The following is a 23,902-nucleotide window of genomic DNA, read 5'->3' as shown; positions in this document are numbered from 1 at the left end:
AACACCAGGGACACCCTAACTGCCTGAGAGCAGTCACCACGTCGGCAACGTACTGACCACGGTGAAAATTAAACAGTAATAAAAACAAACAATAATAGAAAGCAGCACAACAACCAGCAACACAAACCATTTACAGGAGACACCATGAAATCGTTACTACCCGCAGTAACTTCACGTCGTTCCGCTGTCGCACTTGGGCTGTCATTGTGTTTAGCCGCCGCTGCCGCCCAGGCTCAGGATCTGCGCATTTCCATGTACGCTGACATCACCGGGCTGGATCCGCACGACACCTCGGATACCCTGAGTTACTCCATCCAGAGCGGGATCTTTGAGCGTCTGTTCCAGTTCGATGACCAGATGAAGCTGGTACCGCAACTGGCAACCGGTTACACCGGCAACGCCGATGCGACCGAATACACCATCACGCTGCGCGAGGGCGTGACCTTTCAGGACGGTACACCGTTCAACGCGGATGCAGTCAAAGCTAACCTTGACCGTCTGGCCGACCAGAGCAAAGGGCTCAAGCGCAACAGCCTGTTTAATATGATCAAGAGTGTGACGGTCGTATCGCCGACACAGGTCAAAATCGAGCTGAATAAATCCTTCGGTGCATTTATCAACACCCTGGCGCATCCGTCTGCGGTGATGCACAGCCCGGCCGCGTTGCAACAGTACCCGGATGAAACCCAGTTGCGCGTACACCCGGTCGGTACCGGTCCGTTCAAGTTTGTCGAATGGCAGCAGGGCAAAGACGTCAAACTGACCAAATACGACAACTACTGGCAGAAAGGCTGGCCGAAAGTGGATAACGTGACCTTCTACCCGTCGCCGGAAGACGCCACCCGCGTCGCTGCCTTGAAATCCGGCCAGTCTGACGCTATCTACCCGCTGCCGTCCGACCTGGTGAAAACCGTTGAAGATGACACCAAGCTGGCTATCCAGCGTGACCCCAGCATCTATCTGTTCTATATGGCTATCAACACCCAACACGGCCCGCTGAGTGACGTGCGGGTACGCCAGGCGCTGAACTATGCCATCAACCGGACTATGTGGCTGAGAGTGGGTTTCGCCGGTATGGGTCTGCCTGCCGCCTCCGCCATGGCACCGCGCGTGCAGTTCTTCTCCAGCCAGAGCGAGCCGAACTATACCTACAGCCCTGCGAAAGCGAAGGAACTGTTAAAAGAAGCCGGTTACGAAAAAGGGCTGGAACTGAAACTGTGGACCACCAACCGTACCGACTACATTCGCAGTGCGCAGTTCTTCAAACAGCAGCTTGAGCAGGTCGGCATCAAAGTCACCGTGACCCCGATGGACTCCGGTACCCGCAACGAAAAACTGTTCGGCGTGAAAGACCCGAAACAGGCTGAATTCGACTTGTACTACGGTGGCTGGTCACCGTCTACCGGCGATGCCGACTGGGCGCTGCGTCCGCTGTTCGCGACAGAATCCTGGGTGCCGAAAGCCTATAACGTGTCTTACTACAGTAACCCGGATGTGGACAAAGCTATCGTCGCCGGTCTGGCTACCTCAGATAACAGCAAACGTGCTGCCGCGTATGCCGATGCCCAGAAACTGATCTGGAAAGACGCGCCGGTGGTGTTCCTGGGTGTACCGGACAACCTGGTCGGTAAAGTGAAAAATCTGTCTGGCGTTTACATGCTGGCGGACGGTTCTCTGATTTTCGATCAGGCTGAGTTCAAGTAATCGCACAGGGGATCACCATGTTTGCTTATATCGTCCGACGTTTGCTGGAAATGATCCCGGTCTTGCTGGTGATCTCCCTGTTGGTGTTCGGTTTTATCAAACTGTTACCGGGCGACCCGGCACGGATCTATGCCGGCCCTGACGCTCCCATTGAGGCGGTGGAAGCCGCCCGTGAGCATTTAGGGTTGAACGATCCACTGCCGCAGCAGTACCTCCACTGGCTGACCGGGTTGGTTCACGGTGACCTTGGCGTCACCTACCGTACCCAACAGCCGGTGCTGAGTGTCATCAAAAAAAGTTTCCTGCCAACGCTGTGGCTGGCGCTGGCCGGTTTCGTCTGGTCGGTAATCCTCGGCCTGCTGATCGGCGTGTTTGCCGCGCTTAAACGGGGCAAATGGCAGGACTGGTCTTTGATGAGTCTGGCGGTAGGCGGCATTTCGATGCCGCCGTTCTGGCTCGGCCTGTTGCTAATTCAGTTTGTCGCCATGCCGTTCGGCCTTTTCTCGGTCAGCGGCTTCAACAAACCGGCCGACATTATTCTGCCCGCGCTAACGTTGGGCGCGTCGGTCGCGGCGGTGATGGCGCGCTTCACCCGCTCGGCGTTTCTGGAAGTGATGCAGGAAGACTACGTACGTACCGCCCGTGCCAAAGGGCTGCGCCAGCGGCTGATTGTCTGGAAACACGTGATGCGTAACGCGCTGATCCCGGTTATCACCATGCTCGGGTTGCAGTTCGGCTTTCTGCTGGGTGGTTCGATTGTGGTGGAAAGCGTGTTCAACTGGCCGGGGCTCGGCTGGCTGTTGATTGAATCCATCAAGAGCCAGGATCAGCCGGTGATTCAGGCACTGGTGATGCTGTTCGTATTTGAATTTATCCTGATCAACCTGCTGGTCGACCTGCTGTACGCAGTGGTGAACCCGGCCATTCGTCTGCGTTAGGAGCTGCGATGAACACCTCTCAAGAGCCGATCGTGGCACCCTCCTCCGCCCTGAACGACAGTACGATTCGTTCACCGTGGCGCGATTTTCTGCATGCGTTCATCCGCAACCCGATGGCGCTGGCCTCCGGCGGTTTTGTGTTACTGCTGGTGCTGGTGGCGGTGTTCGCCCCCTGGCTGGCTCCCTGGAACCCGATGGAGCCAGACTGGATGGCACTTGGCGCGTCGCCTTCCGCCAGCCATTGGATGGGCACCGACGATCTGGGCCGCGATGTGATGAGCCGCATCATTTACGGCGCACGCATTTCGCTGTACATCGGGATTGTCTCCGTCACGCTGGGTATGGTGGTAGGCATCGCCCTTGGCTTGCTGGCGGGCTACTATGGCCGCACTATCGACATGCTGATCATGCGCGGCTGCGACGTGCTGTTCGCGTTCCCTGGCATGTTGCTGGCGATTGCCGTGGTGGCTATCCTCGGCCCCGGCCTGAATAACGTGATTATCGCGGTAGCGGTGTTCAGCGTGCCGGTGTTCGCCCGCATTGTGCGCGCCTCCACGCTCTCACTCAAACAAGCAGCCTACGTTGAAGCCGTTCGCTGCGCTGGTGCGCCGGACCGGGTCATTCTGTTGCGCCATATCCTGCCGGGTACCTTGCCGAACGTGATTGTGTATTTCACCATGCGTATCGGTACCAGTATTCTGACCGCTGCCGGGCTGAGTTTCATCGGCCTGGGGCCGGAACCGGATGTGCCTGAATGGGGTAACATTCTGGCGATGAGCCGTAGCATGATGATGGCAGGCCAGTGGCACGTCAGCGTCTTCCCCGGTTTAGCGATTTTCTGCACCGTGCTGGCCTTTAACCTGCTGGGCGATGCGCTGCGCGATACGCTGGACCCGAAACTGAAAAGCTGAGCGAACCGATCATGACACCTTATCAACAGGCGCAACTGCTACCGCTGCTGCAACGCTGGCGGACAGAACGACAACTCGGCACACCGCGCCTGCCCTGCGGCCCGCATAACCGCCTGAGCGACGTACCCGGCGTGCGGGTCGGCCATGCTACGCTGGCCGAAGGCGAGGTTCAGACTGGCGTGACCGCCATTGTGCCAAACAGCGATAACCTGTTTATACAACCGCTGCCCTGCGGTGCGGCGGTGCTCAACGGTTTCGCTAAACCGGTAGGGCTGGTGCAGATTGAAGAACTGGGACAATTACAAACCCCCATCCTGCTCAGTAACACCCTGTCAGTCGGCACACTCTTCACCACGCTGGTGCGCGACGCGATTGGCCGCAATCCCGAACTGGGCCGCAGTCTGCCGACCGTCAATCCGCTGGCGCTGGAGTGCAACGACGGCTGGCTCAATGATATTCAGGCGCTGGCCGTCACCGAAACGATGGCGCGCACCGCGTTGGATAGCGCCACGGCAGATTTCGCTCGTGGCAGCGTGGGTGCCGGGCGCGGTATGAGCTGCTTCGCGCTCAAAGGCGGCATCGGCACCGCCTCGCGGCAGATTGCGGAACTGGACGCCACCCTCGGGGTACTGGTGCTGGCCAATTTCGGTACCCTGCCCGCCTTGACGCTCGACGGCGTGCAGGTTGGCGACGCCATTGCGCCTCTGCTGCCGGAACTGACACCGCAGCAGGATGCCGGTTCCATCATCATTATTATGGCGACTGACGCCGCGCTTGATGCCCGTCAGTTGACCCGCATCGCCCGCCGTGCGGGTGCCGGGCTCGGTCGGCTCGGCAGCTATTGGGGTCACGGCTCCGGCGATATCGCGGTAGCCTTTTCCACCCAACCCACACCGCAGCCACCGGAAGACGCGCAACTGGAGCCGCTACTGAATGCCGCGGCCGACGCCACCGAACACGCGGTGCTGGATGCGTTGTTACAGGCCGAGGCCGTCACCGGTTTTCGCGGCCACCATCGCCCGGCCCTGACTCAGGTACTGGACCGTCTGGCACAAGATTTCGCATAACCGCCTGAGAACAGGCGATAAGGACGCTGACATGAAAGTATTTATTTCTGCGGATATCGAAGGCATCGCGGGCGTGATGCGACCGGAACAGTGCAGCCCCGGCACACCGGAACACCAGATAGCACGCGGGTTGATGGAACAGGAAGTGAACGCTGCCATCGAAGGCGCGTTCGCCGGTGGTGCCAGCGAGGTGGTGGTGGCCGACAGTCATGCCGCCATGACCAACCTGCGCGCTGAAAACATCGACCCGCGCGCCCGTCTGGTGCAGGGCAAACCACGCGGTTTGTCGATGGTGGAAGGGCTGCAACAGCAGCAATTCGATGGTTTGATGTTCATCGGTTACCACAGCGCTGCCGGTGAGCACGGCGTACTGGCGCACACCATTAACGGCCGGGCGTTTTATCGGGTGCGAATCAACGGCGAAGTGATGGGCGAAAGCGATATCTACGCGGCGGCAGGTGCGGAACTGAACACCCCGTTGTGGCTGGTCAGCGGCGACGACACACTGCAAAGCTGGATCACGCGTTACTACCCGGCAGCCGATTATGCCTGCGTGAAACGCGCCATTTCCCAGACCGCGGCAGAATCGCTCAGCCCGGAGGCCGCCCGCAACGCTATCCGGCTGGCAGCAACCCAGGCGGTGCAAAAAGCGCATAAAGAAACCACCACCCGTTTGCAGCCACCGTATGAGCTGGAACTGATGGTCGCCAAACCGGTACTGGCAGACCTGTTCTGCCTGATCCCAGGCGTTGTTCGCAAAGATGCCATCACCGTGGGTTACCAGTCACCCACCATCGCGCCGATCGTCAGCTTGCTGGGTGCCTTTTCCTATCTGGCAACCACGCAGAACTGAGCAATATTCAGACTGCTGACAAACCTCTAAGTATAGGAACGTGGGTTTTTCCGGCGTCAAAACTGTGCTGAGGTGGGTGACTTCGCCGGGTGAGCCGCAGGACGCGGCGAAAGCCCGTGCCGCGTCTGACAAAAACGCCAGGAGCGTTTTTGAACAGCGTTTACGCTGGCCCGCAGGGCGAGCCCCAGGGATGGGGCGAGTAACCGCGTCACGGGCGGCCCGAATAGCGAAGGCAAACGCCGAAGGTACCGCGCCAGCGGCACAGTTTAGCCACCAGCCAGTGGTCAAGGAGAGGCGGCACTTGAGCCTCTCCTTGTCGGGCGTGCGATGATTCCGCAAAGGAACCCGAGGTCATTACGCACGAAACGCGCCACAGTTCTGACATGGCTTCGCCTGTAATAAAACAACATGGCGGTTTGTTAACCGCCCCAGTCTTGTGAATAACGGAGATACGATGAAACCGGTCATTGTGATTCATGGCGGCGCAGGCGCGCTGAGCCGCACGGCGATGGACAGTGAAAAAGAACAGCGCTATCGCGCCGCGTTGCAGGCGATTGTCACCCGAGGGCAGGAGATTCTGGCTACCAACGGCAGCGCGCTGGATGCGGTCACCGAAGCCGTACGTCTGCTGGAAGAGTGCCCGTTGTTCAATGCTGGCAAAGGTGCCGTGTTTACCCACCGTGGCACCCACGAACTGGACGCCAGTATTATGGATGGCCGCTCGCTGGATGCTGGCGCCATTGCCGGGGTAAACCATATCCGCAACCCGATTCTGGCTGCTCGCACCGTGCTGGAACGCAGCCCGCACGTGATGTTCACGGCAGAAGGCGCAGAAACCTTCGCCCGTGAGCAAGGGCTGGAGATGGTCGAACCAGATTTTTTCTCCACCGACGAACGCTATCAGCAGTTGCTAAAAGCGCAGGCAGGTAATGACAAGATCCTGCTGGATCACGACGGCGAACGCCAAACGCAGGGCACTGATCCGCTCGATCCGGATCGCAAATTCGGCACAGTGGGTGCCGTTGCGCTGGACGCAGCCGGAAATCTGGCGGCCGCCACGTCCACCGGCGGCATGACCAACAAGCGTGCCGGACGTGTCGGCGACTCACCCATCATTGGCGCTGGCTGCTACGCCAACAACCGCACCGTCGCGGTCTCCTGCACTGGCACCGGCGAGGTATTCATGCGTACCGTCGCCGCCTATGATGTCTCCGCGCTGATGGAATACGCCAACCTGCCGCTGTCGCAAGCCGCCGATAAAGTCGTGATGGAAAAAGTGCTGGCGCTGGGCGGTAGCGGCGGGCTTATCGCCGTTGACTATCAGGGCAATATCGCACTGCCGTTCAACAGCGAAGGCATGTACCGCGGCTACGGGTATGTCGGCGAGGACGCCGTGGTGGGGATTTATCGGGAAAACACCTGAACGTAACCGGCTTGCAGACCTTGCACCTCCACCCCCTGCACCACAGACCGACCGGGCGTGACAGGCACTCTGGAAACCGGTGCATCCGGTGCCGGGCGGTAAAACACGTAGGGCTGGCCGTGTTCATCAGTCTGTATCGCCTCTGGCGCAACGGCCATGCCCTGCTCAGTGCGATACAAGATAACCGCCAGCCGCGCACTCATCCCGAGGCGAATGGGGGGAGTAAAGTCCGACAACGCGCTATCGACCGAAACCACGATGTCGTAGCGCGCCCCGGCGCTCTGCACATCCGTTTCGCTACCCTGAACGGCGATAGACGCAATGTGCCCGACCAGTTCCTGACCGGCAAAACCGTCCCCGGTGATTTGTACCGGCATGCCTTCCTGCAACAAGTGCAAGTCGGTTTCCTCCACGCGCGCGAGTACCTGGAAACGATCCTGTCCAATCAGCGTCAGTAGCGGCGTTCCCTGCGCCACCTGAACACCGGGCTGCACCATTATCGGTCGGCTGTTTTCCGGTGTGGTGGGACGGACAATAAAACCCGCGACCGGTGCGGTGATATCCCGGTGCGCGTACATCACTTCCAGCGCCTGATAACGCGCCTGTGCATTGAGCAGCTCCATCTCGGCAATCTTACGTTCCTCACCTTGCCCGCGTGCTAACACCGTGGCAAGTTCTTCCTGTGCCGCAAGCAGTTCCTGACGCTGCGTGCGTACTTGTTGCGTGAGCGCATCCACTTCCATTCGCGCCACAATACCGCGCGCAAACAGCGTTTGCGTATCGCGTAAACTGGCTTCGGTATTGATCAATTCTTGTCTGGCATTCGCTACAGCACGCCGTGCACGAGAAACCTCAGCCCCTTTTTCCCATTGGCGGTATTGCTGTACCTCACGCTGAGCCTTGAGGACATCGGCCTGAGCCTGACGCATCTGGATTTCAAGCAAGGCAGGATCGAGGGAAAGCAGGATTTGATCCCTGACAACCGACTGGCCTTCTCGTACCCGCACATCACGGACAACGCCTTCAAAGGGGGCCGCCAGCGTTACCCTGGTCGCCGCCTGAATTTGCCCTACCAGACCCAGTTGGTTTTCCAGACGCTGCGGTTCAATACGCACCCATTGCGCCGGTACGCTATCGGCAGCCCCGGTATCGGCATGGCGAAAAGACAGCCCGGCGACCAGCAGAACCAATACGACCGTGCCCAGCACCAGTAAACGTTGTTTTCGTGTCTTGATATTAATCATTCAGCGCGATATCCCAACTTTCCAGCGTCGTCCCCAGTGCTTCATCCAGTACCGCCTGAGCATTCATATAACCTATCAGGGCATTAAGCCGCGCATTTTCCGCATTGCGCAGATCGTTTTCAAAACTCAGCACCTGAAAGTTACTGGAACGGCCGACCGCGAGTTTTTCTCGCTCAATGTCCAGCTTGCGGCGCGATAAGTCACGGGCACGCTGCGCTATTTCAAACTGCCGCCATCGCACACCAATATCCCGAACCGCATTGGTCACATCACGCTCAAGCTGCTGGCGGGCTTCAGCCAGTTGCAGCGCCTGATCACGCACCCCGACTTGCGCCTGCACTTCGGCTTGCCGACGGCTCAGATCGCCGATTGGAATATCCACCTGAACGCCAACATAGTTTTCCCATGTCCGCGCATTACCGCTCTGTGTATTGCGGTCATTAACCTGGTTAGTCCCACCGACCAGCGATACGTCCCACAACTGGTCATTACGTGCGACCGTCAGATTGATTTGCGCCTGCTCACTGGCAATCAGATGGCTCAGATAAGCCGGTTGCAATGACTCGGCCTGACTCAACGCCTGCGCAGCATTCACGTCAACGCGCGATGCCTGCATGGCCTCCGTCGCTACAATCGGCGTATCCAGATTCAAAGCCAGCAATTGCAGCAACGCCAGACGTGTCGTATCCAATTGATTACGGGCATCTTCGTAACCCAGTTCCTGATTGGCGACTTCAGCCTCGGTTTGTACTATCTCGAACTCGGCCATACGACCGGCAGCTATCATGGCGCGGTTAACCTCAACCAATTGTCTGGCCCGCGCCAGCGCGTCCCGCGCAATCTGTACCTGCTCCTGCGCGCGCAGTAACTCACGATAGGCGGTGATTATCTGGGTAATGGTCTGTGAAACCGTAGATTTCAGGCTGAGCCGGTTCATCTGTTCAGCCAACCGGGCCTGCCGCACCGGTGCAGTGGCGACATCTTTTCCTGCACCGCGCAGCAGTGGCTGGATAACGGAAAGATTTACCCCGTCATTACGCGACACGCCTGCCACATTCGCGTCAGTACGCCGGTACGCCCACCCCAGACTCACACGCGTACCATAAGGTGTGAGCAAGGTTGACGTCGGCGTCAGGTTACCCTGGCGATAGCGATCCGACTGGTTTCTGGTCGACAAATAGCTGCTGCTGAGCACCAGCTTGGGTGTAAAACGATCTTCAGCCACACGCAGATCGAACTTTTGAGCCACCCGGTACAGATAAGCACTACGGATAGCCCGGTTATCGCGTAATCCCAGATAGATGGCATCGCTGAGTGTCAGATCAATGGTCTGTTCATTGAGCGACACACGGGCAGTGGCCGGTGAAGACGCGCCGGAACGTGTCGGCTGAGAGGGGGTCAGTCGCGTATCCGCCCTGGCGCACGCACCGAACAACACAAGTAACCACAAGCAGAACAGCACCTTATTCATCGCGTAATGCCTGTACCGGTTGAAGGCGCGCCGCGGACAACGCCGGATTCAGACCAAAAAACAGGCCGGTGAGCACCGAACTGCCTATTCCCAATGGCAACGAGAGGGGGGAAAGGGCAAAGTTCGCCCAGTCGGAAACCATCACAAATAACCAGGCTGCACCAATGCCGCCGACAGCCCCCACCAACGCGCCCACCACCGCCAGTGCGATGGCCTCCAGCAGAAACAGGCTGGCAATATCACGGGAACGCGCCCCCAGCGCCACACGCACACCAATCTCACGCCGCCGTTCCGAGACATTCATCAGCATCACGTTCATCACGCCAACGCCGCCTGCCAGCAGAGAAATCCCCCCCAAACCTGCCAGCAACCAGGAAAACATGCGCGACTGTTGCGCAATGCCCGACAATAATTGTTGGGGTATTTGTACCTCTATCTGACGACCCGGCAGTGCGCTCAGCAGCCAGTCGTGTAGTTGCGGTGCGATGCGTTCCAGCGTATCGCTACTATGGCTACGGGCCAGTAACATATTGATTTGCGGCGAGGGAACCAGACGACGCATACTCTCTCCTGGCACTAAAATGCTGTCATCAACCGACACCACCACCATCGGATTCTGCTCCCGGGGTTGCAGGATCCCCACCACCTGAAACAGATAATCGCCCAATTGCACTCTCTCACCGGGCGTGACGGAAATGCCTTTCGCGAGCAGTTCAGCCGCGATATGAGCGCCAAACACAGCGTAAGTACTGCGAGCATCATACTGACTCAGAAAACGACCTTGCGCCGTTTGTAAGCCCAGCACCTGTGATATGGCAGGATTTACCCCAACCACCACCGTATTGAACGATCGCCCCTGTACGCGGGCTTCAACCGCTGTCATCGTCAGCGCAGAGGCCCCCAGGATATCGGGTATCACCTGATACAGCGCGGCGATATCCAGTATTTCCGGTGTGTAGCCTCGTGTCGGATTACCGGCCGGTAGCTGAATATTCGCCACTAGCAGATCGCTGCCCATATTCCTGAATACCGACATTGCCTGTGCCTCGGCGTTATAGCCAACATTGATCAACGCCACCACGGCTCCACACCCCATAGCAATCCCTAACAACGCCAGCACCGCACGGCGTCCCAGCATCCGCAGGCTCTCAAGCGGTTCTATTAATCGCTGGCGCAGTGAAGGCCCGTAAGCCACAGGCACCATCTCACGCATGAGGTCGCTCCCATACCCGGCCATCCTGAACCTGAATGCACCGCTGCATGCGCCCGGCAATCGCCCTATCGTGTGTCACGATTACCAGTGTCACCGCCTGATCACGATTCAGGGTAAGTAGCAAATCGATAATGTCGCGTGCGGTTTCGCTATCGAGATTACCGGTAGGTTCATCCGCCAACAGCAGCGCCGGTTCCCCCACTAGCGCACGGGCAATAGCAACACGCTGACGTTGCCCACCAGACAGACTGGCAGGGCGATGATGAAGATGGTCAGCCAACCCGACGCGCACCAGTTGGTGCCGGGCTCTTTGTCTGGCTGAATGGGAGGGTATGCCCCGGTAACACAGCGGCAATGCCACGTTGTCCAGAATATTCAGCCGGGGCAGCAGGTTGAAGCTCTGAAACACAAAGCCGATGGCCTGATTACGCATCACAGCCCGCTCGTCGGCGCTCGCCTGCGTCATTTCATAACCTGCCAGCCACAGGCGGCCGGAAGTGGGTCTATCCAGCAAACCAGCGATGTTCAATAAGGTGCTTTTACCCGACCCCGATGCACCGACAATCGCGCAGGATTGCCCTTTGGGGATAGACAATGAGACATCATGCAGTACTGGTCGCACCGCTGATGTTTGTGCCGCATAGGCATAAGTAATGTGTTCTAAACAAAGCGCATCCGTTATGCCAGCCTCAGGCATCCTGTCCTTTATCCTTCTGTTTTTATCGTGCGTGGCTCTGCACTATATCCATTAGATAGACGGCGCATTCAGCGCTATCCTCAGTCCTTGTCATCTGGATGTGGCCTGCGCCTGCCCGGCCCGCAGTGTCAGGGCATTCAGTAACGGACGCAGCGCCTCCTGCTGGCGGGTCAGGGCATCATCACTGCCACCTTGCTGGATCAGTGTCATCAGTTGCGACGCATAGCCACCTGGCAACTGCGCTTCTTCTATCGCCGGCAACGACTGGTAGTGTTCCAGCATTGACCTATAACTACTGGCCGACACTCGCCCTGTACGATCGTATTCCTCTTTCACTTTGGCAAACATTGCTTCGTTCCAGGCTTTTTCCTGACTATACGACTCTTCCCAGGCAGCCCTGCGCTCATTGACGGTAAATGCGCCGCTGTCGTCGTAGGTGATCAGCGCCAGTTGGTCGCGTGACATCCCCTTGAACGGGTTCGTTCCTTTACCGTTCAAAAAATCAGTCGCCTGTGTAGCCTGCGCCAGTCGCTGCGGGTCCGCTGAGTCCGGCACTTCGGCATCGTAGGCGGCCTTGTTCTGGTTATAACCGGGCCCCAGCAGTTTTTCGATAGTCGCATCGGCTATCGCCTTCAGCCCACTACGGTCCGTGCTGGCATCGCGAGCCGCAGCACGTGTCGCCGCCTCACTCAGTAACCGCGCCATGCCGGAGAGTTGCACACCACCGCTACCGGTTGCCTGCGCAGTGTCTGTCACTGTGCTGGCTGTCGCAGGCTGTGCCGCTGTGGATGAACGCGTCAGCGACGCCGCCTCACTATAGGCAGAGGACGAATTCAGGGTATTAATATTGGTCATAGTTGTTCTTGTCGCCTGTCAGGACTGGACTGCCTGCGCCTGCCCGGCCCGCAGCGTCAGGGCATTCAGTAACGGGCGCAGCGCCTCCTGCTGGCGGGTCAGGGCATCATCACTGCCACCTTGCTGGATCAGCGTCATCAGTTGCGACGCGTAACCATCCGGCAACTGCGCTTCTTCTATCGCTGGCAACGACTGGTAGTAATCCAGAATCGACTGATAGGTGCTGGACGATACACGGCCTTGGCGCTCGTACTCCTCATTCATCCTAGCCACGACAGCGCGTTTCCATTCTTGATGTTGGGCATTAGATTCTTTCCAGGCAGCCCGACGCTCATTGACAGTAAATGCGCCACTGTCGTCGTAGGTGATCAGCGCCAGTTGGTCGCGTGACATCCCCTTGAACGGGTTCGTCCCTTTACCGTTCAAAAAATCAGTCGCCTGTGTGGCCTGCGCCAGCCGCTGCGGGTCTGTTGAGTCCGGCACTTCGGCATCGTAGGCGGCCTTGTTCTGGTTATAACCGGGCCCCAACAGTTTTTCGATAGTCGCATCCGCTATCGCCTTCAGCCCACTACGGTCCGTGCTGGCATCGCGAGCCGCAGCACGTGTCGCCGCCTCACTCAGTAACCGCGCCATGCTGGAAAGCTGCGGTGCACCGCTACTGGCATCCTGTGTTGTGCCTGTAGTGCTGGCGGTAGCAGGCTGTGCCGCTGTTGATGAACGCGTCAGTGACGCCGCCTCACTATAGGCAGAAGAGGAATTCAGGGTATTGATGTTAGCCATCGTTGTTCTTATCACCTGTCAGGACTGGACTGCCTGCGCCTGCCCGGCCCGCAGCGTCAGGGCATTCAGCAACGGGCGCAGCGCCTCCTGCTGGCGGGTCAGGGCATCATCACTGCCACCTTGCTGGATCAGCGTCATCAGCTGCGACGCGTAACCATCTGGCAATTGCGCTTCTTCTATCGCTGGCAGCGACTGGTAGTGATCCAGAATCGACTGATAGGTGCTGGACGATACCCGGCCTTTGCGCTCATATTCTTCCATTATCCTGGCAGATACTTCACGTGACCAACTCGCATGTTGATCATATGATTCTTCCCAGGCAGCCCGACGCTCATTGACGGTAAATGCGCCGCTATCGTCGTAGGTGATCAGCGCCAGTTGATCGCGTGACATCCCCTTGAACGGGTTCGTCCCTTTACCGTTCAAAAAATCAGTCGCCTGTGTAGCCTGCGCCAGTCGCTGCGGGTCCGTTGAGTCCGGCACTTCGGCATCGTAGGCGGCCTTGTTCTGGTTATAACCGGGCCCCAGCAGTTTTTCGATAGTCGCATCCGCTATCGCCTTCAGCCCACTACGGTCCGTGCTGGCATCGCGAGCCGCGGCACGTGTCGCCGCCTCACTCAGTAACCGCGCCATGCCGGAGAGTTGCACACCACCGCTACCGGTTGCCTGCGCGGTGTCAGTCACGGTGCTGGTTGTCACAGGCTGTGCCGCTGCGGATGAACGGGTCAGCGACGCCGCCTCACTATAGGCAGAGGACGAATTCAGGGTGTTAATATTGGTCATAATCTGCTCCTGTTAATAACGCAAGGTGTCGTTTCATCAGGCTCCTGGCTTGATATTATCGGCAGGATAGCGTTGCCCCTCCCCGCTACGGACCTCGGGAGGGGAGAAAGGCAACGCCAGATGGGGATTACTTCATCGTGAACTCAACGCTCCACGCATAGGTAGAAAGGCTTTGTGAGGTAATAGTGGCGTTACACACCGCCCCACCGCTCGCCTCGGCATTCTTGGTCCACTTCGGTGACTTCAGAATCTTGCCGGTTAACGCACTGCCCGGCACGATGGTGTTGATAAAGGTGGTGCTAAATACGCAGGTCTTTCTGCCGATGGTATAACGTACGACAGCGGCGTTAGCGTCAGGGCTGATTGTGTTTTGTACAGTATAGGTAATCGAATTCTTAGCTGCTACTTGAGTCGTAGGCTTCGGATTAGCAATAGCATTGGTGCTGACTTCATTGGTGGTGATCGGCTTATAGGTTGCGATTTCATCACTCAAGTTCTTAAACGTAATGCTCACCGCAGGCCCGGCATACGCAGCCCCAGCTGCAGACATCATTACCGCCGTCATTGCGGCACCCAGGATATTTTTTTTGCTTAACATATTAATAGTTTCCATGTGTTGACATTATTTCTGTCACAGAGCGGCACTCACGCCTGCTCTGTCCGGTCTACAGCAGGTGCTGTAAATCCTCTCCCGGTCACTTTGCAGCCCTTGTCTTCCGTGAAGAACACCTCAGCTCACGCAAAGTCCCTTTAAGAGCCTACCCCATTAGGGCTATTCACTGGCCATTTTGGCCCTGGGCAGTGCTCGAACGCCTCGCGTACTCCGTGTACGCTGCGGGTTCTCCGCGCTGTCCATGTCCAAACTGGCTACGCCAATAACGCCTACTGGGATAGGCTCTACGTCATCAGCAATAAAACACTGAAGAGGTTAACGGCCAGAACACTAGAAACTTTAAAATTATTTATGATTTAGCGGTTCCGCTAATGATAACGATGGGTAGCTGACGACGATCACCCGCGCTGATACCGCACCACCCGGCTGCGATTCAGTAACAGCGTCAGGTAGCCGTCTTGTATCAACAACGAGAACCGTTTTTCCCACGGCCCGTCTTGCACAGTCGCCAGTGCACGGCCGTTGCCAAGCGATTGCAGAGAACCGGCTATCGCCGCCGGACCGAGCCCCATCACGATACGATCACCGTCGATCACCAGTTTACTGCGGGTGTCCGGCCAGTACCAGCGGCCTTGCAGCCGCGCCACGCTATCGTCAGCTTCCACCGGCCAGAAACGACACGGTGCGTGGCCGATTTCTCCGGCTATCGCCATACCGTCCTGCCGTAATCTCATCGGCAGATGGCTGGATAATGACACCGCCACGCCTGGCTCTTCACCACGGTACAGCGTTTCCGTCGCCCCCAGCCAGCAAGCGCCTGGGCCTTGTACCTCCAGCCAGTGCCCGCCCTGCTCTGCAACATACAACCCCGGCGTCAGGTCGTGGCCGCGCGTGGGCAGTGGCTGGCCCAGCAGCGCCGACATCACCCGCAGCACACTGTCGTAGGTAGCGACATCTTCGCGGTTAGCGACCAGCGCTACCCCCGCCTGCGATACCGGGTCGAGCAGGAAGTAACTCTTGTAACCGGCGTGAGAGCCGCCGTGCCCTACCAGTTGTGCCGACCCGATGCGGCTGTGCGCCACACCGAGCCCGTAGCCAGTCACGCGGCCATCACGCAGGTAGCGCGGCTGGGACAACCGTGCCAGCACGCCCTCACCCGGCCCCTGATTCATTAGCAACGCTTGCAGCCAGACGGTCAGGTCGTGCACGCTGCCGGTGACACAACCCGAGGTAGACAGATGCAACCCGGCGCAGGATAACTGCCAGCCCTGCGGCGCTCGCCAGTAGCCCGGCACCAGTCCGGGCACGATATCAAACCAGGTTTCCGGCGCGCTGAGGGCAATCCCCAACGGCTGGTTGATGTGCTGGCACAGCAGGTCGGCAAAATAAATGCCCTTAGCTTTCAAGGCTTCTTCCACCAGCCGGTAGCCGGTGTTGGTATAGGAGATCTCGCTGCCCGCCGGGTAATTCAGCTCGCCGTTCTCCGCCAGAAACGCCAGCAGGCTGTCAGCCGAGGTGGCGTTGTACACCGATAACCCCAGCAGCGACAGGCTTTCGCGCACATCCGGCAGGCCGGATGTCATATCCAGCGCCTGCCCGACCGTCACCTGACCGTTTTCGCCAGTCAGTTGCGGCAGATGCCTCTCGAGACTGTCCGTCAGCGCCAGTGCCTGACTGGCCGCTCCCGTCACCAGTGAGGCAAACAGGTGCTTGGTGACTGAGGCGAAACGTACCACGCTCTGAGTGGTAAACGGGGTGTTCTGCGCCAAATCCGCCAGCCCACCGCAACAGGCAGCCCGGATCTGTTCGCCATCGAATAACGTGATAGCACCGCCCGGCTCACCGGGTTGATGCCAGGATTGTGTGATCGCCTGCGCTTCATCAATGGCGCGCTGCCAGTGTAATGTCATGCCGGTTCCTCCAGCGTCATGCTTAAATCGTACAGTTCCGCCGTGTGGGGGTGATACAGGTTACGCGCCCGCAAGTCTTCCACACTGAGCTGTTCCACCATTTCGCCATGCTGCATCACACCGACGCGCTGGCACAGATGCGACACCACCGCCAGATTGTGGCTGACCATGATATAGGTCAGCCTACGCGCCTGACGCAGGTCTGTCAGCAGGTTGAGGATTTCCGCCTGCACCGAGACATCCAGCGCCGAGGTCGGTTCATCCAGCAATAGCACTTCTGGCTCGGCGATCAGTGCGCGGGCAATCGCCACCCGCTGGCGCTGGCCGCCGGAAAGCTGATGGGGAAAACGAAAACGCGCCGCGGCAGGCAGGCCGACTTCATCCAGCGCCCGGGTGATACGCTGTTCAGCACGATCGAAGCGGTGCACCAGCAACGGCTCATGCAAAATACGATCGATAGTCTGGCGTGGATGGAGCGATCCATACGGATCCTGAAACACCATCTGCACCTGCCGAAAAAAGCTGCGATCCCGTCGGGCTAATTGCGCCATGCCGCCAAACTCGATGCGCCCTTGCCAGTGGGTATTGAGCCCGGCCAGCGCACGTAAAATGGTGGATTTGCCGGAACCGCTTTCGCCCACCATACCGAAACTGTCACCGCTCTCCAGTGCGAAGGACACCCCTTTCACCACCTCGAGGTTACCGAAGGCAATGCGCAGGTTTTCTACGTTAATCATGCATTTTTCCCCATCACGCATCCCTCCAGGCCGGGTCGCGTTGCAGCACCGGCAGCCGGGCGCGTGGGTGTTTCAACGACGGCAGGCAAGCCAGTAACCCCTGCGTATAGGGATGCTGCGCCTGTAACAATTCGCTGGCCCGCAGCAGTTCGACGATCCGCCCGGCGTACATCACCGCGACGCGATCGCAAAAGTGCGACACCAGCGGCAGATCGTGACTGATCAGGATAAGCCCCATGCCACGTTGCGAAACCAGATCGTTAATCAGGCAGAGGATCTCCGCCTGCACGGTAGCATCCAGCGCAGAGGTCGGTTCATCGGCAATCAGTAATTCCGGGTCCGGTGCCAGCATCATGGCGATCATCACCCGTTGCCCCATACCGCCCGACACCTCATGCGGATAACGCCCTGCCACCCGCTGCGGGTCGCGAATGCGCACCTGATCCAACAGGTCGATGGCCGCCTCCATTGCCGCACGGCGGCTACCGCCTTTGTGCTCGCGCCAGGCTTCCGCCACCTGCTGGCCGATAGTCATCACCGGGTTCAGTGAATATTTCGGGTCTTGCAGGATAAAACCGACCCGCTTACCGCGAATCTGGCGTAGCGTTTTTTCACTGGCACCGCGCAGGTCGATACCGTCGAAGCTCAGCTTGTCGGCCTGAACACGGGCGCTGCCGGGCAGCAGTTGCATCAGGCTACGGGCCGTCAGCGACTTACCGGAACCGCTTTCACCGACGATAGCGAATTTTTCCTTACCGACGCTGAAGCTAACGCCACGCACCGCCTCAAACGTTTCTGTCCGGTTGGCAAACGCGATACGGAGATTCTCAATTTCCACCAGCATTTAGCGCTCCTTCGGGTCCAGCACATCACGCAGGCCATCACCCAAAAAGTTGAAGGCCAGCGAGGTCAGGAAAATGGCGACGCAAGGCACCAGCGGCACCCACCAGGCGTTGAACAGGAAACGACGCGCAGTGGCGATCATCGTGCCCCACTCCGGTGACGGCGGCTGTGCCCCCATACCAAGAAAGCCCAGACTGGCGGCGGTGATGATGATGGAGCTCATGTCCAGCGTCACCCGCACAATCAGGCTCGGTACACACAACGGCATAATGTGGCGCAGAATGATGCGCAGCGGCGCGGCACCGGTCAGGCGGCTGGCGGCGATAAAATCGGTATGACGGAATTGCAGCGTTTCCGCTCGCGCCAGCCGGGCATACGGCGGCCAGGCGGTCAGCGCAATCGCCAGAATGGCGCTTTCCACTCCCGGTTTCAGCGCCGCGACAAACGCCAGTGCCAGCACCAGCCGAGGAAAGGCCAGAAAGATATCGGTCAGCCGCATCAGGATTTTATCCAGCCACCCACCGGCATAACCGGCGATACAGCCAACCAGCAGGCCGATGGGCGCGGTCAGCGCCACCACCGCGAGCACCATACCCAGCGTGGTACGTCCGCCGTAGACAATACGGCTGAACACATCGCGCCCCAGTTCATCGGTACCGAACCAGTGCGCCGCAGACGGCGCGGCCAGCCGGTTAGACAGATTCTGAAAACCGGGGTCGTAAGGGGCCAGCCAGGGGGCCACCAGTGCCAGCAGCATCACCACCGCGATGATGATCAACCCTATCACCGCCAGCGGATTGGTGCGAAACCCCAGCCACAGGCGGTAACGCTGCCCCCACACCGCCTGACGGCGTGTGGCAGGCGTTTCGTCGAGCAACCAGGCTCGTGAGACCAAAAAACTCATGTTACGCGGGGATCCAAAAGTCGATAGAGAATGTCAGCCAGCAGGTTCAGCAGCACATAGGCCGCGCCTACCAGCAACGTGGCACCCACCACGGGGTTCATGTCTGCGTTGAGCAACGCGGTGGTGAGGTATTGGCCCAACCCCGGCCAGGAGAAGACGTTTTCTGTCACTACCGCACCTTCGAGCAGCCCGGCGTAGGTCAATGCCAGTACGGTGACCAGCTGTACCGCTACCGTGGGGAACGCGTGCCGCCAGACCACCCGACGGGACGATAACCCTTTGGCGCGGGCGGTGATCACAAACTCGCCGCTGAGTGCGTTAAGCATGAAGGTGCGGGTCATACGAGTGATATACGCCATGCTGAAATACGCCAGAATCAGCACCGGCTGCACCATGTGCGCCAGCGCGTCACGCAGTGCGTCATAGTCACCCGCCAGTAGCGAATCCACCGTCAGCAACCCGGTCACATGCGGCACCATGTCCTGAAAGAGGATGTCCTGCCGCCCCGGCCCCGGCGCAATGCCCAGCACCGCATAGAACACCAGCAGGCTGAGTAACGCCAGCACAAACACCGGCAGTGAATGACCCGCCAGACAGATGACGCGAATCACCTGATCGACCCAGCGCCCCTGGCGCACCGCCGCCCACACCCCAAGCGGAATGCCGACCAGCGCCGCGACGATGATCGCCGCCGTCGCCAGCTCCAGCGTGGCAGGGAAATAGCGAGCAATATCGGTGGTGACCGGGTTAGAGGTCAGCACCGATCGACCTAAATCGCCGTGCAGCAGTTGGTTCAGGTAGTGACCGTATTGCACCCACAGGGGCTGATCCAGCCCCATTTCCTGACGCACCCGCTCCACCACCGCCTGCGGGGCGTTGTCCCCAACGGCGGCCAGCACCGGATCAGTCGGCATAATCCGACCGATGAAAAAGGTCAGTACCGAAAGCCCCAACAGGGTCAACAACAGGCTGCCGAGCGTACTGCAAAAACGAATCAGTATCTGCATCAGGCTTTCTTCACCTGCTGGTAAGGCACCTTGCTTAAGACCGTCATGGTGACGTCACTGAGATTCTTGCGACAGGCCAGCGTTTTTTCATCCTGCATCATCAGTGTGAACGGGCTCTGCTCACGGTGGTGACGTTGCAGGGTTTCGTACAGCGCGATGCGTTTGGCCGGGTCCTGCTCATGCAGCGCCTGCTCGGTCAACTGATTGAATTTTTCATCCGACCAGTTGCAACGCCACGCCAGCGTGCGGTTGCGCGCACCATCGCTGTTGTCGGTGTTGATGCAAAACGCTTCGGCGTTGGAGTTCGGGTCAAAATAGTCGGCCCCCCACGCGGTCAGCGCCAGTTGCTGCTGGCGGGCGCGCATTTTGGTCAACACCTGACGGTTTTCCGCCGCGATCAGTTTCACGCGGATGCCGATAGCGCCCAACTGAGTCTGGATCGCCTGCGCGATATCCGGGTACGGCTGCGCGGAGTAGTGATCCAGAGTAATGTCAAAACCATCGGGATAACCGGCGTCTTTCAGCAACGCTTTGGCTTTAGCGACATCCAGGTGGAACGGGTTATCGTCCAGCGCCGCCGGGAAGCCGCCCGGCAGGAAGCTCTGATGCACTTTGTGCGTGAGCGGCAGAATGTTTTTCTGGATGCTATCGTAGTCCAGCGCCCACTTGATAGCCTGCCATACCTGCGGCTTTTTCAGGAACTCGTTGGCGGTATTGCAAGACAGCAACATCACGCTGGCGATGCTCTGGCGTACCAAATGGTAGTTGCTGTCGTTCACCAGCGGTCGGATCTGCTCGGTGGTCAGGTTGCGGGCGATATCCACGTCCCCTTTTTGCAGCATCAGCAACTGGGCGGACGGGTCAACAATGTGTTTAATCAGCACGCGTTTGAAGGCATTGTTCGCCGGGAAGTGATCGTTTTTCTGCAAAATGATGCTTTCGCTGGCCTTCCAGCTCACCAGTGAGAACGGGCCGGAACCGGCGCTATTCTGCTTCAGCCACTGGTTACCCAGATCGTCGTTTTGCTGATTCGCCAGTGCGGCTTTTTTCTGCACGATGCTGCCCACCGGGGCTGACAGGCAATACAACAGGAAGGTTTCCGCCGCGGGTTTGTCGAGGTTTATCACCAGCGTGCTGTCATCTGGTGCGGTAATGTGCTGCTCGACATTGTCTTTGGTAAAGCCGAACTGGTTGATGATGAACGCCGGGCTTTTATCCAGCTTCACCGCGCGTTGCAGCGAGAAGGCCGCATCGGTGGCGCTCACCGGCGAGCCATCAGCGAATTGGGCTTTCGGGTTGAGGTGAAAAGTGAACGTTTTGCTGTCATTGGCCACTTCCCAACTGACAGCCAGATCGCCAATCACCTCTTGCGGATTGGCTGGGTTCGGCATCACCAGACGCTGATAGAGATTGCCGATAATTTCCGTTCCCACCGCCTCGAACCCTTCCTGCGGGTCGAGACTGGTCATGTTATCAAGCTGCATCGCCATCACCAGTATTGAGGGCGGCGTATCGGCAAACGCGGTGTTCACATTAAGCCAGGACAGGAAAGGTACGGTCGCGCAACCGGCAAGAAAACGTCTTCTGGTAACCATTAATCCCCCAAGTGTCTGATTTTAAAATATAAAAAAAGATATTTTTTCTTTTTGCGGCTTGACAGACATCACGGGCGCTGGCTTAAATGGTGACGCGGCGAACAAAATTTCTCCGCCTGAATGACCTGCACCAGGAAGGTGCACATCAGGTTCCATCTCAGAAAATCATTTTCCTTCAATCCAGTATCGGTACTTCATCCATGTCAGATTCGCCTGTGTCAGACAAGCCGCTTGAGCAGCACGCCGCACTCCCTGTCTTTGATGGTCACAACGACGTGTTATCACGTCTGTGGCGGCTTCATCGCGATAATCCGACCGATGCCTTTCTGAACGGGCCGTCGCAAGGTCACATTGACCTGCCCCGGATCCGGCAGGGCGGATTCGCTGGCGGCCTGTTCGCCACCTACGTTCCCTCTGCCAACGGTGATGCAACATCCATACCAGGTGGTAACGTTTCATTAACGACCCCGTCGATGGCGCAAGCGCGTGACATCAGCTTCTGGATGCTCTCCACCCTGTTACGTCTTGAAGCGGCGTCTGACGGGCAACTGCGAGTCTGCCGCAGCGTGGCGGATATCCGCCGCTGCATGGCAGACGGTGTGGTGGCCGCCGTGATGCACATTGAAGGTGCCGAGATGCTGGATGCCGACCTGGATCTGCTGGATATTCTCTACGCCTCTGGGCTGCGCAGCCTGGGGCCGTTGTGGAGCAGGCCGAATATCTTCGGTCAGGGGGTGCCGTTTCGCTTTCCTTCCTCCCCAGACACCGGCGACGGCCTGACCGATGCCGGGCTGCGACTGGTACGCGCCTGCAACGCCAAACGCATTCTGGTGGACCTCTCCCACATGGATGAAAAAGGCTTCTGGCAAACGGCAGCGGTTTCCGATGCACCACTGGTAGCCAGCCACTCCAATGCCCACGCTTTGTGCGCCCAGTCGCGCAACCTGACGGACAGCCAACTGGCGGCGATTCGCGAACGCGACGGGTTTGTCGGCGTCAATTTTGGTACCTCCTTCCTGCGCGCCGACGGCCGTAAAGACCCGGCTGCCACGGTGCAGGAGATCGTCCGCCATGTGGAGTATCTGCTGGAAAAACTGGGAGAAAATGGCGTCGGCTTCGGTTCCGATCTGGATGGCACCACCATCCCCGGAGACATGAAGGACGTGGCCGGTTTCCCCATTTTGGTGCAGGCACTGGCCAGACGGGGCTACTCACGCACTCTTCTGGAGAAAATCTGTTACGGCAACTGGTTGCGTGTGCTGGAAGCCACCTGGGGCGAATAGCCAGCGGCCGCGGCTTACAGCGGTTGCACCGCGTTTTTCAATTATCTGGCGTGAATTTTGCTTGTTTATACGTTGGATCGTGCTCCATCGGGCCGGTCGGGAACACACCATATACAGGACTCAGGTTATGCGTTTACGCCACATCGAAGTCTTTCAGGCGATCGTTCAGGCCGGCACCATCAGCGGCGCAGCAAGGCTACTCAACGTTTCTCAACCCAACGTCAGCCGTGTGCTGAATCACGCCGAACAGCAATTGGGATTCGCGCTGTTCGAACGGCGTTCGCAAGGCCTGGTCCCCACGGTGGAAGGGCAACGGCTGATGCCGGAGATAGAACAGCTCTACAGCCAGTTGCAGGCGATTTCCCGCCTGACTGAGAACATTCGCAAAGGCCAGTGCGAAACCATGCGGTTGGGTGCGGCTCACGCCTTCGGCCAGATGATTGTCGCCCCGGCGATGGTCGAGTTCCAGCAGCAGGTGCCGCTCATGAACATCGAGCTGGTCACCGAGCACTTCAGCACCCTGTGCCAGAATATTCAGCAGCACCAGCTCGACCTGGCGCTGGTGTTCGGCCAGCAGGTGCCGCCGGATTTACTGGCCGAACCGCTGTGCCAGTCACGTATGGTGGCGATACTGCCGAAAGACAGCCCGCAACAAGGGCCGGTATCGCTGGAATGGCTGTGCCACAACAACCTGTTGATGATGCAACAGCAAGACCCGCTGGGCCAGGTGGTACATCGCGCACTGCATGATCGCCGCCTTAAACCCGCCGCGTCGCTGTACATCAAAACCTATTCGGTGATAGCCGACATGGTGCTGGCAGGTGGCGGCACCGGTATTGTCGACCTGTTCACCGCCCGTCGTTACGCCGACCAGCTCAAAATCGTGCCCATCAGCCAGCCACTGCCGTTCGAAGTGATGCTGATAAGCCGCCGCGATATCCCGCAATCCCGCGAGATCCTGCAACTCAAACAGGTACTGAAAAGTAAGTGCCGTGAGCTCGCCAGCCAGTGCCAGCCGCTGCTGGACGCCGCCTGATTCCCTCCTTACGTTTCCGGCCACGGCACTGCCCG

22 protein-coding genes are annotated in these 23,902 nt (G+C 58.7%); 8 read left to right on the top strand and 14 right to left on the bottom strand.

The genetic code is table 11. The annotated features are described in order from the left end of the window. Positions 1-144 precede the first annotated feature (144 nt). The 6 genes from FAZ14_RS10900 to FAZ14_RS10875 all read left to right on the top strand — a co-directional run bounded on the left by FAZ14_RS10900 (position 145) and on the right by FAZ14_RS10875 (position 6,896). Entirely contained in the window at positions 145-1,704 is a 1,560-nt protein-coding gene (locus FAZ14_RS10900) for a glutathione ABC transporter substrate-binding protein (protein ID WP_153508523.1), read from the top strand. A 17-nt stretch (positions 1,705-1,721) separates the two neighbouring features. Next, complete coding sequence (locus tag FAZ14_RS10895; protein ID WP_016943478.1) at positions 1,722-2,642, top strand: ABC transporter permease; 921 nt, start codon at positions 1,722-1,724, stop codon at positions 2,640-2,642. Positions 2,643-2,650: 8 nt separating this feature from the next. Further along, positions 2,651-3,553 carry an ABC transporter permease subunit gene (locus tag FAZ14_RS10890; RefSeq protein ID WP_012882887.1) on the top strand — a complete coding sequence of 301 codons (903 nt, stop codon included), beginning with the start codon at positions 2,651-2,653 and terminating at the stop codon, positions 3,551-3,553. 11 nt (positions 3,554-3,564) lie between these two features. Next, a complete protein-coding gene (locus FAZ14_RS10885; protein ID WP_153508522.1) occupies positions 3,565-4,620 on the top strand; it encodes a DmpA family aminopeptidase in 1,056 nt (351 codons plus the stop codon). Positions 4,621-4,651: 31 nt separating this feature from the next. Continuing rightward, positions 4,652-5,473 (top strand): M55 family metallopeptidase, encoded by an 822-nt coding sequence (locus tag FAZ14_RS10880; protein ID WP_016943480.1) that lies wholly within the window; start codon positions 4,652-4,654, stop codon positions 5,471-5,473. A gap of 454 nt (positions 5,474-5,927) precedes the next feature. Further along, positions 5,928-6,896 (top strand): isoaspartyl peptidase/L-asparaginase family protein, encoded by a 969-nt coding sequence (locus FAZ14_RS10875; RefSeq protein ID WP_153508521.1) that lies wholly within the window; start codon positions 5,928-5,930, stop codon positions 6,894-6,896. On the opposite strand, the gene FAZ14_RS10870 is transcribed toward FAZ14_RS10875, so the two are convergent. The 14 genes from FAZ14_RS10870 to FAZ14_RS10805 form a co-directional block, all read right to left on the bottom strand. Next, complete coding sequence (locus FAZ14_RS10870; protein ID WP_153508520.1) at positions 6,878-8,140, bottom strand: HlyD family secretion protein; 1,263 nt, start codon at positions 8,138-8,140, stop codon at positions 6,878-6,880. The genes FAZ14_RS10875 and FAZ14_RS10870 overlap by 19 nt on opposite strands. Further along, positions 8,133-9,611 (bottom strand): TolC family protein, encoded by a 1,479-nt coding sequence (locus tag FAZ14_RS10865; RefSeq protein WP_016943483.1) that lies wholly within the window; start codon positions 9,609-9,611, stop codon positions 8,133-8,135. Before FAZ14_RS10865 ends, FAZ14_RS10870 begins: the two co-directional genes overlap by 8 nt. Next, on the bottom strand, positions 9,604-10,824 hold the full coding sequence (locus FAZ14_RS10860) for an ABC transporter permease (protein ID WP_153508519.1): 1,221 nt from the start codon (positions 10,822-10,824) through the stop codon (positions 9,604-9,606). Before FAZ14_RS10860 ends, FAZ14_RS10865 begins: the two co-directional genes overlap by 8 nt. Next, positions 10,817-11,521, bottom strand: a complete 705-nt coding sequence (locus FAZ14_RS10855; protein ID WP_016943485.1) for an ABC transporter ATP-binding protein — start codon at positions 11,519-11,521, stop codon at positions 10,817-10,819. The genes FAZ14_RS10860 and FAZ14_RS10855 overlap by 8 nt, the downstream gene beginning before the upstream one ends. Before the next feature lie 90 nt (positions 11,522-11,611). After that, positions 11,612-12,376 (bottom strand): hypothetical protein, encoded by a 765-nt coding sequence (locus FAZ14_RS10850; protein ID WP_153508518.1) that lies wholly within the window; start codon positions 12,374-12,376, stop codon positions 11,612-11,614. An 18-nt stretch (positions 12,377-12,394) separates the two neighbouring features. Then, positions 12,395-13,156, bottom strand: coding sequence for a hypothetical protein (locus FAZ14_RS10845; RefSeq protein WP_153508517.1), 762 nt, complete (start codon positions 13,154-13,156; stop codon positions 12,395-12,397). Between the two features lie 18 nt (positions 13,157-13,174). Beyond that, positions 13,175-13,939 carry a hypothetical protein gene (locus tag FAZ14_RS10840; protein WP_153508516.1) on the bottom strand — a complete coding sequence of 255 codons (765 nt, stop codon included), beginning with the start codon at positions 13,937-13,939 and terminating at the stop codon, positions 13,175-13,177. A 127-nt stretch (positions 13,940-14,066) separates the two neighbouring features. Beyond that, on the bottom strand, positions 14,067-14,552 hold the full coding sequence (locus FAZ14_RS10835) for a hypothetical protein (RefSeq protein ID WP_235914515.1): 486 nt from the start codon (positions 14,550-14,552) through the stop codon (positions 14,067-14,069). A 398-nt stretch (positions 14,553-14,950) separates the two neighbouring features. Then, on the bottom strand, positions 14,951-16,462 hold the full coding sequence (locus tag FAZ14_RS10830) for a serine hydrolase domain-containing protein (RefSeq protein ID WP_153508515.1): 1,512 nt from the start codon (positions 16,460-16,462) through the stop codon (positions 14,951-14,953). After that, positions 16,459-17,199, bottom strand: a complete 741-nt coding sequence (locus FAZ14_RS10825; RefSeq protein WP_029456594.1) for an ABC transporter ATP-binding protein — start codon at positions 17,197-17,199, stop codon at positions 16,459-16,461. The genes FAZ14_RS10830 and FAZ14_RS10825 overlap by 4 nt, the downstream gene beginning before the upstream one ends. Positions 17,200-17,212: 13 nt before the next feature. Beyond that, on the bottom strand, positions 17,213-18,043 hold the full coding sequence (locus FAZ14_RS10820; RefSeq protein ID WP_016943493.1) for an ABC transporter ATP-binding protein: 831 nt from the start codon (positions 18,041-18,043) through the stop codon (positions 17,213-17,215). Beyond that, positions 18,044-18,946, bottom strand: coding sequence for a nickel transporter permease (nikC, locus tag FAZ14_RS10815; RefSeq protein WP_012882870.1), 903 nt, complete (start codon positions 18,944-18,946; stop codon positions 18,044-18,046). Then, positions 18,943-19,953: an ABC transporter permease gene (locus tag FAZ14_RS10810; RefSeq protein ID WP_016943495.1), complete on the bottom strand. Its 1,011-nt coding sequence runs from the start codon at positions 19,951-19,953 to the stop codon at positions 18,943-18,945. The genes nikC and FAZ14_RS10810 overlap by 4 nt, the downstream gene beginning before the upstream one ends. Then, entirely contained in the window at positions 19,953-21,548 is a 1,596-nt protein-coding gene (locus FAZ14_RS10805) for an ABC transporter substrate-binding protein (protein WP_153508514.1), read from the bottom strand. The genes FAZ14_RS10810 and FAZ14_RS10805 overlap by 1 nt, the downstream gene beginning before the upstream one ends. Positions 21,549-21,748: 200 nt before the next feature. Here FAZ14_RS10805 and FAZ14_RS10800 point away from each other — a divergent pair, with 200 nt between their 5' ends. Then, positions 21,749-22,831: a dipeptidase gene (locus tag FAZ14_RS10800; protein WP_153508513.1), complete on the top strand. Its 1,083-nt coding sequence runs from the start codon at positions 21,749-21,751 to the stop codon at positions 22,829-22,831. 127 nt (positions 22,832-22,958) lie between these two features. Continuing rightward, on the top strand, positions 22,959-23,867 hold the full coding sequence (locus FAZ14_RS10795) for a LysR family transcriptional regulator (protein WP_012882866.1): 909 nt from the start codon (positions 22,959-22,961) through the stop codon (positions 23,865-23,867). Positions 23,868-23,902: the final 35 nt, after the last annotated feature.

Source organism: Dickeya oryzae (genome assembly GCF_009372235.1).
Classification (GTDB): Bacteria; Pseudomonadota; Gammaproteobacteria; order Enterobacterales; family Enterobacteriaceae; genus Dickeya; species Dickeya oryzae.
The sequence above is the reverse complement of the archived record's forward strand: the minus strand, read 5'-3'. Positions and strand labels throughout refer to the sequence as shown.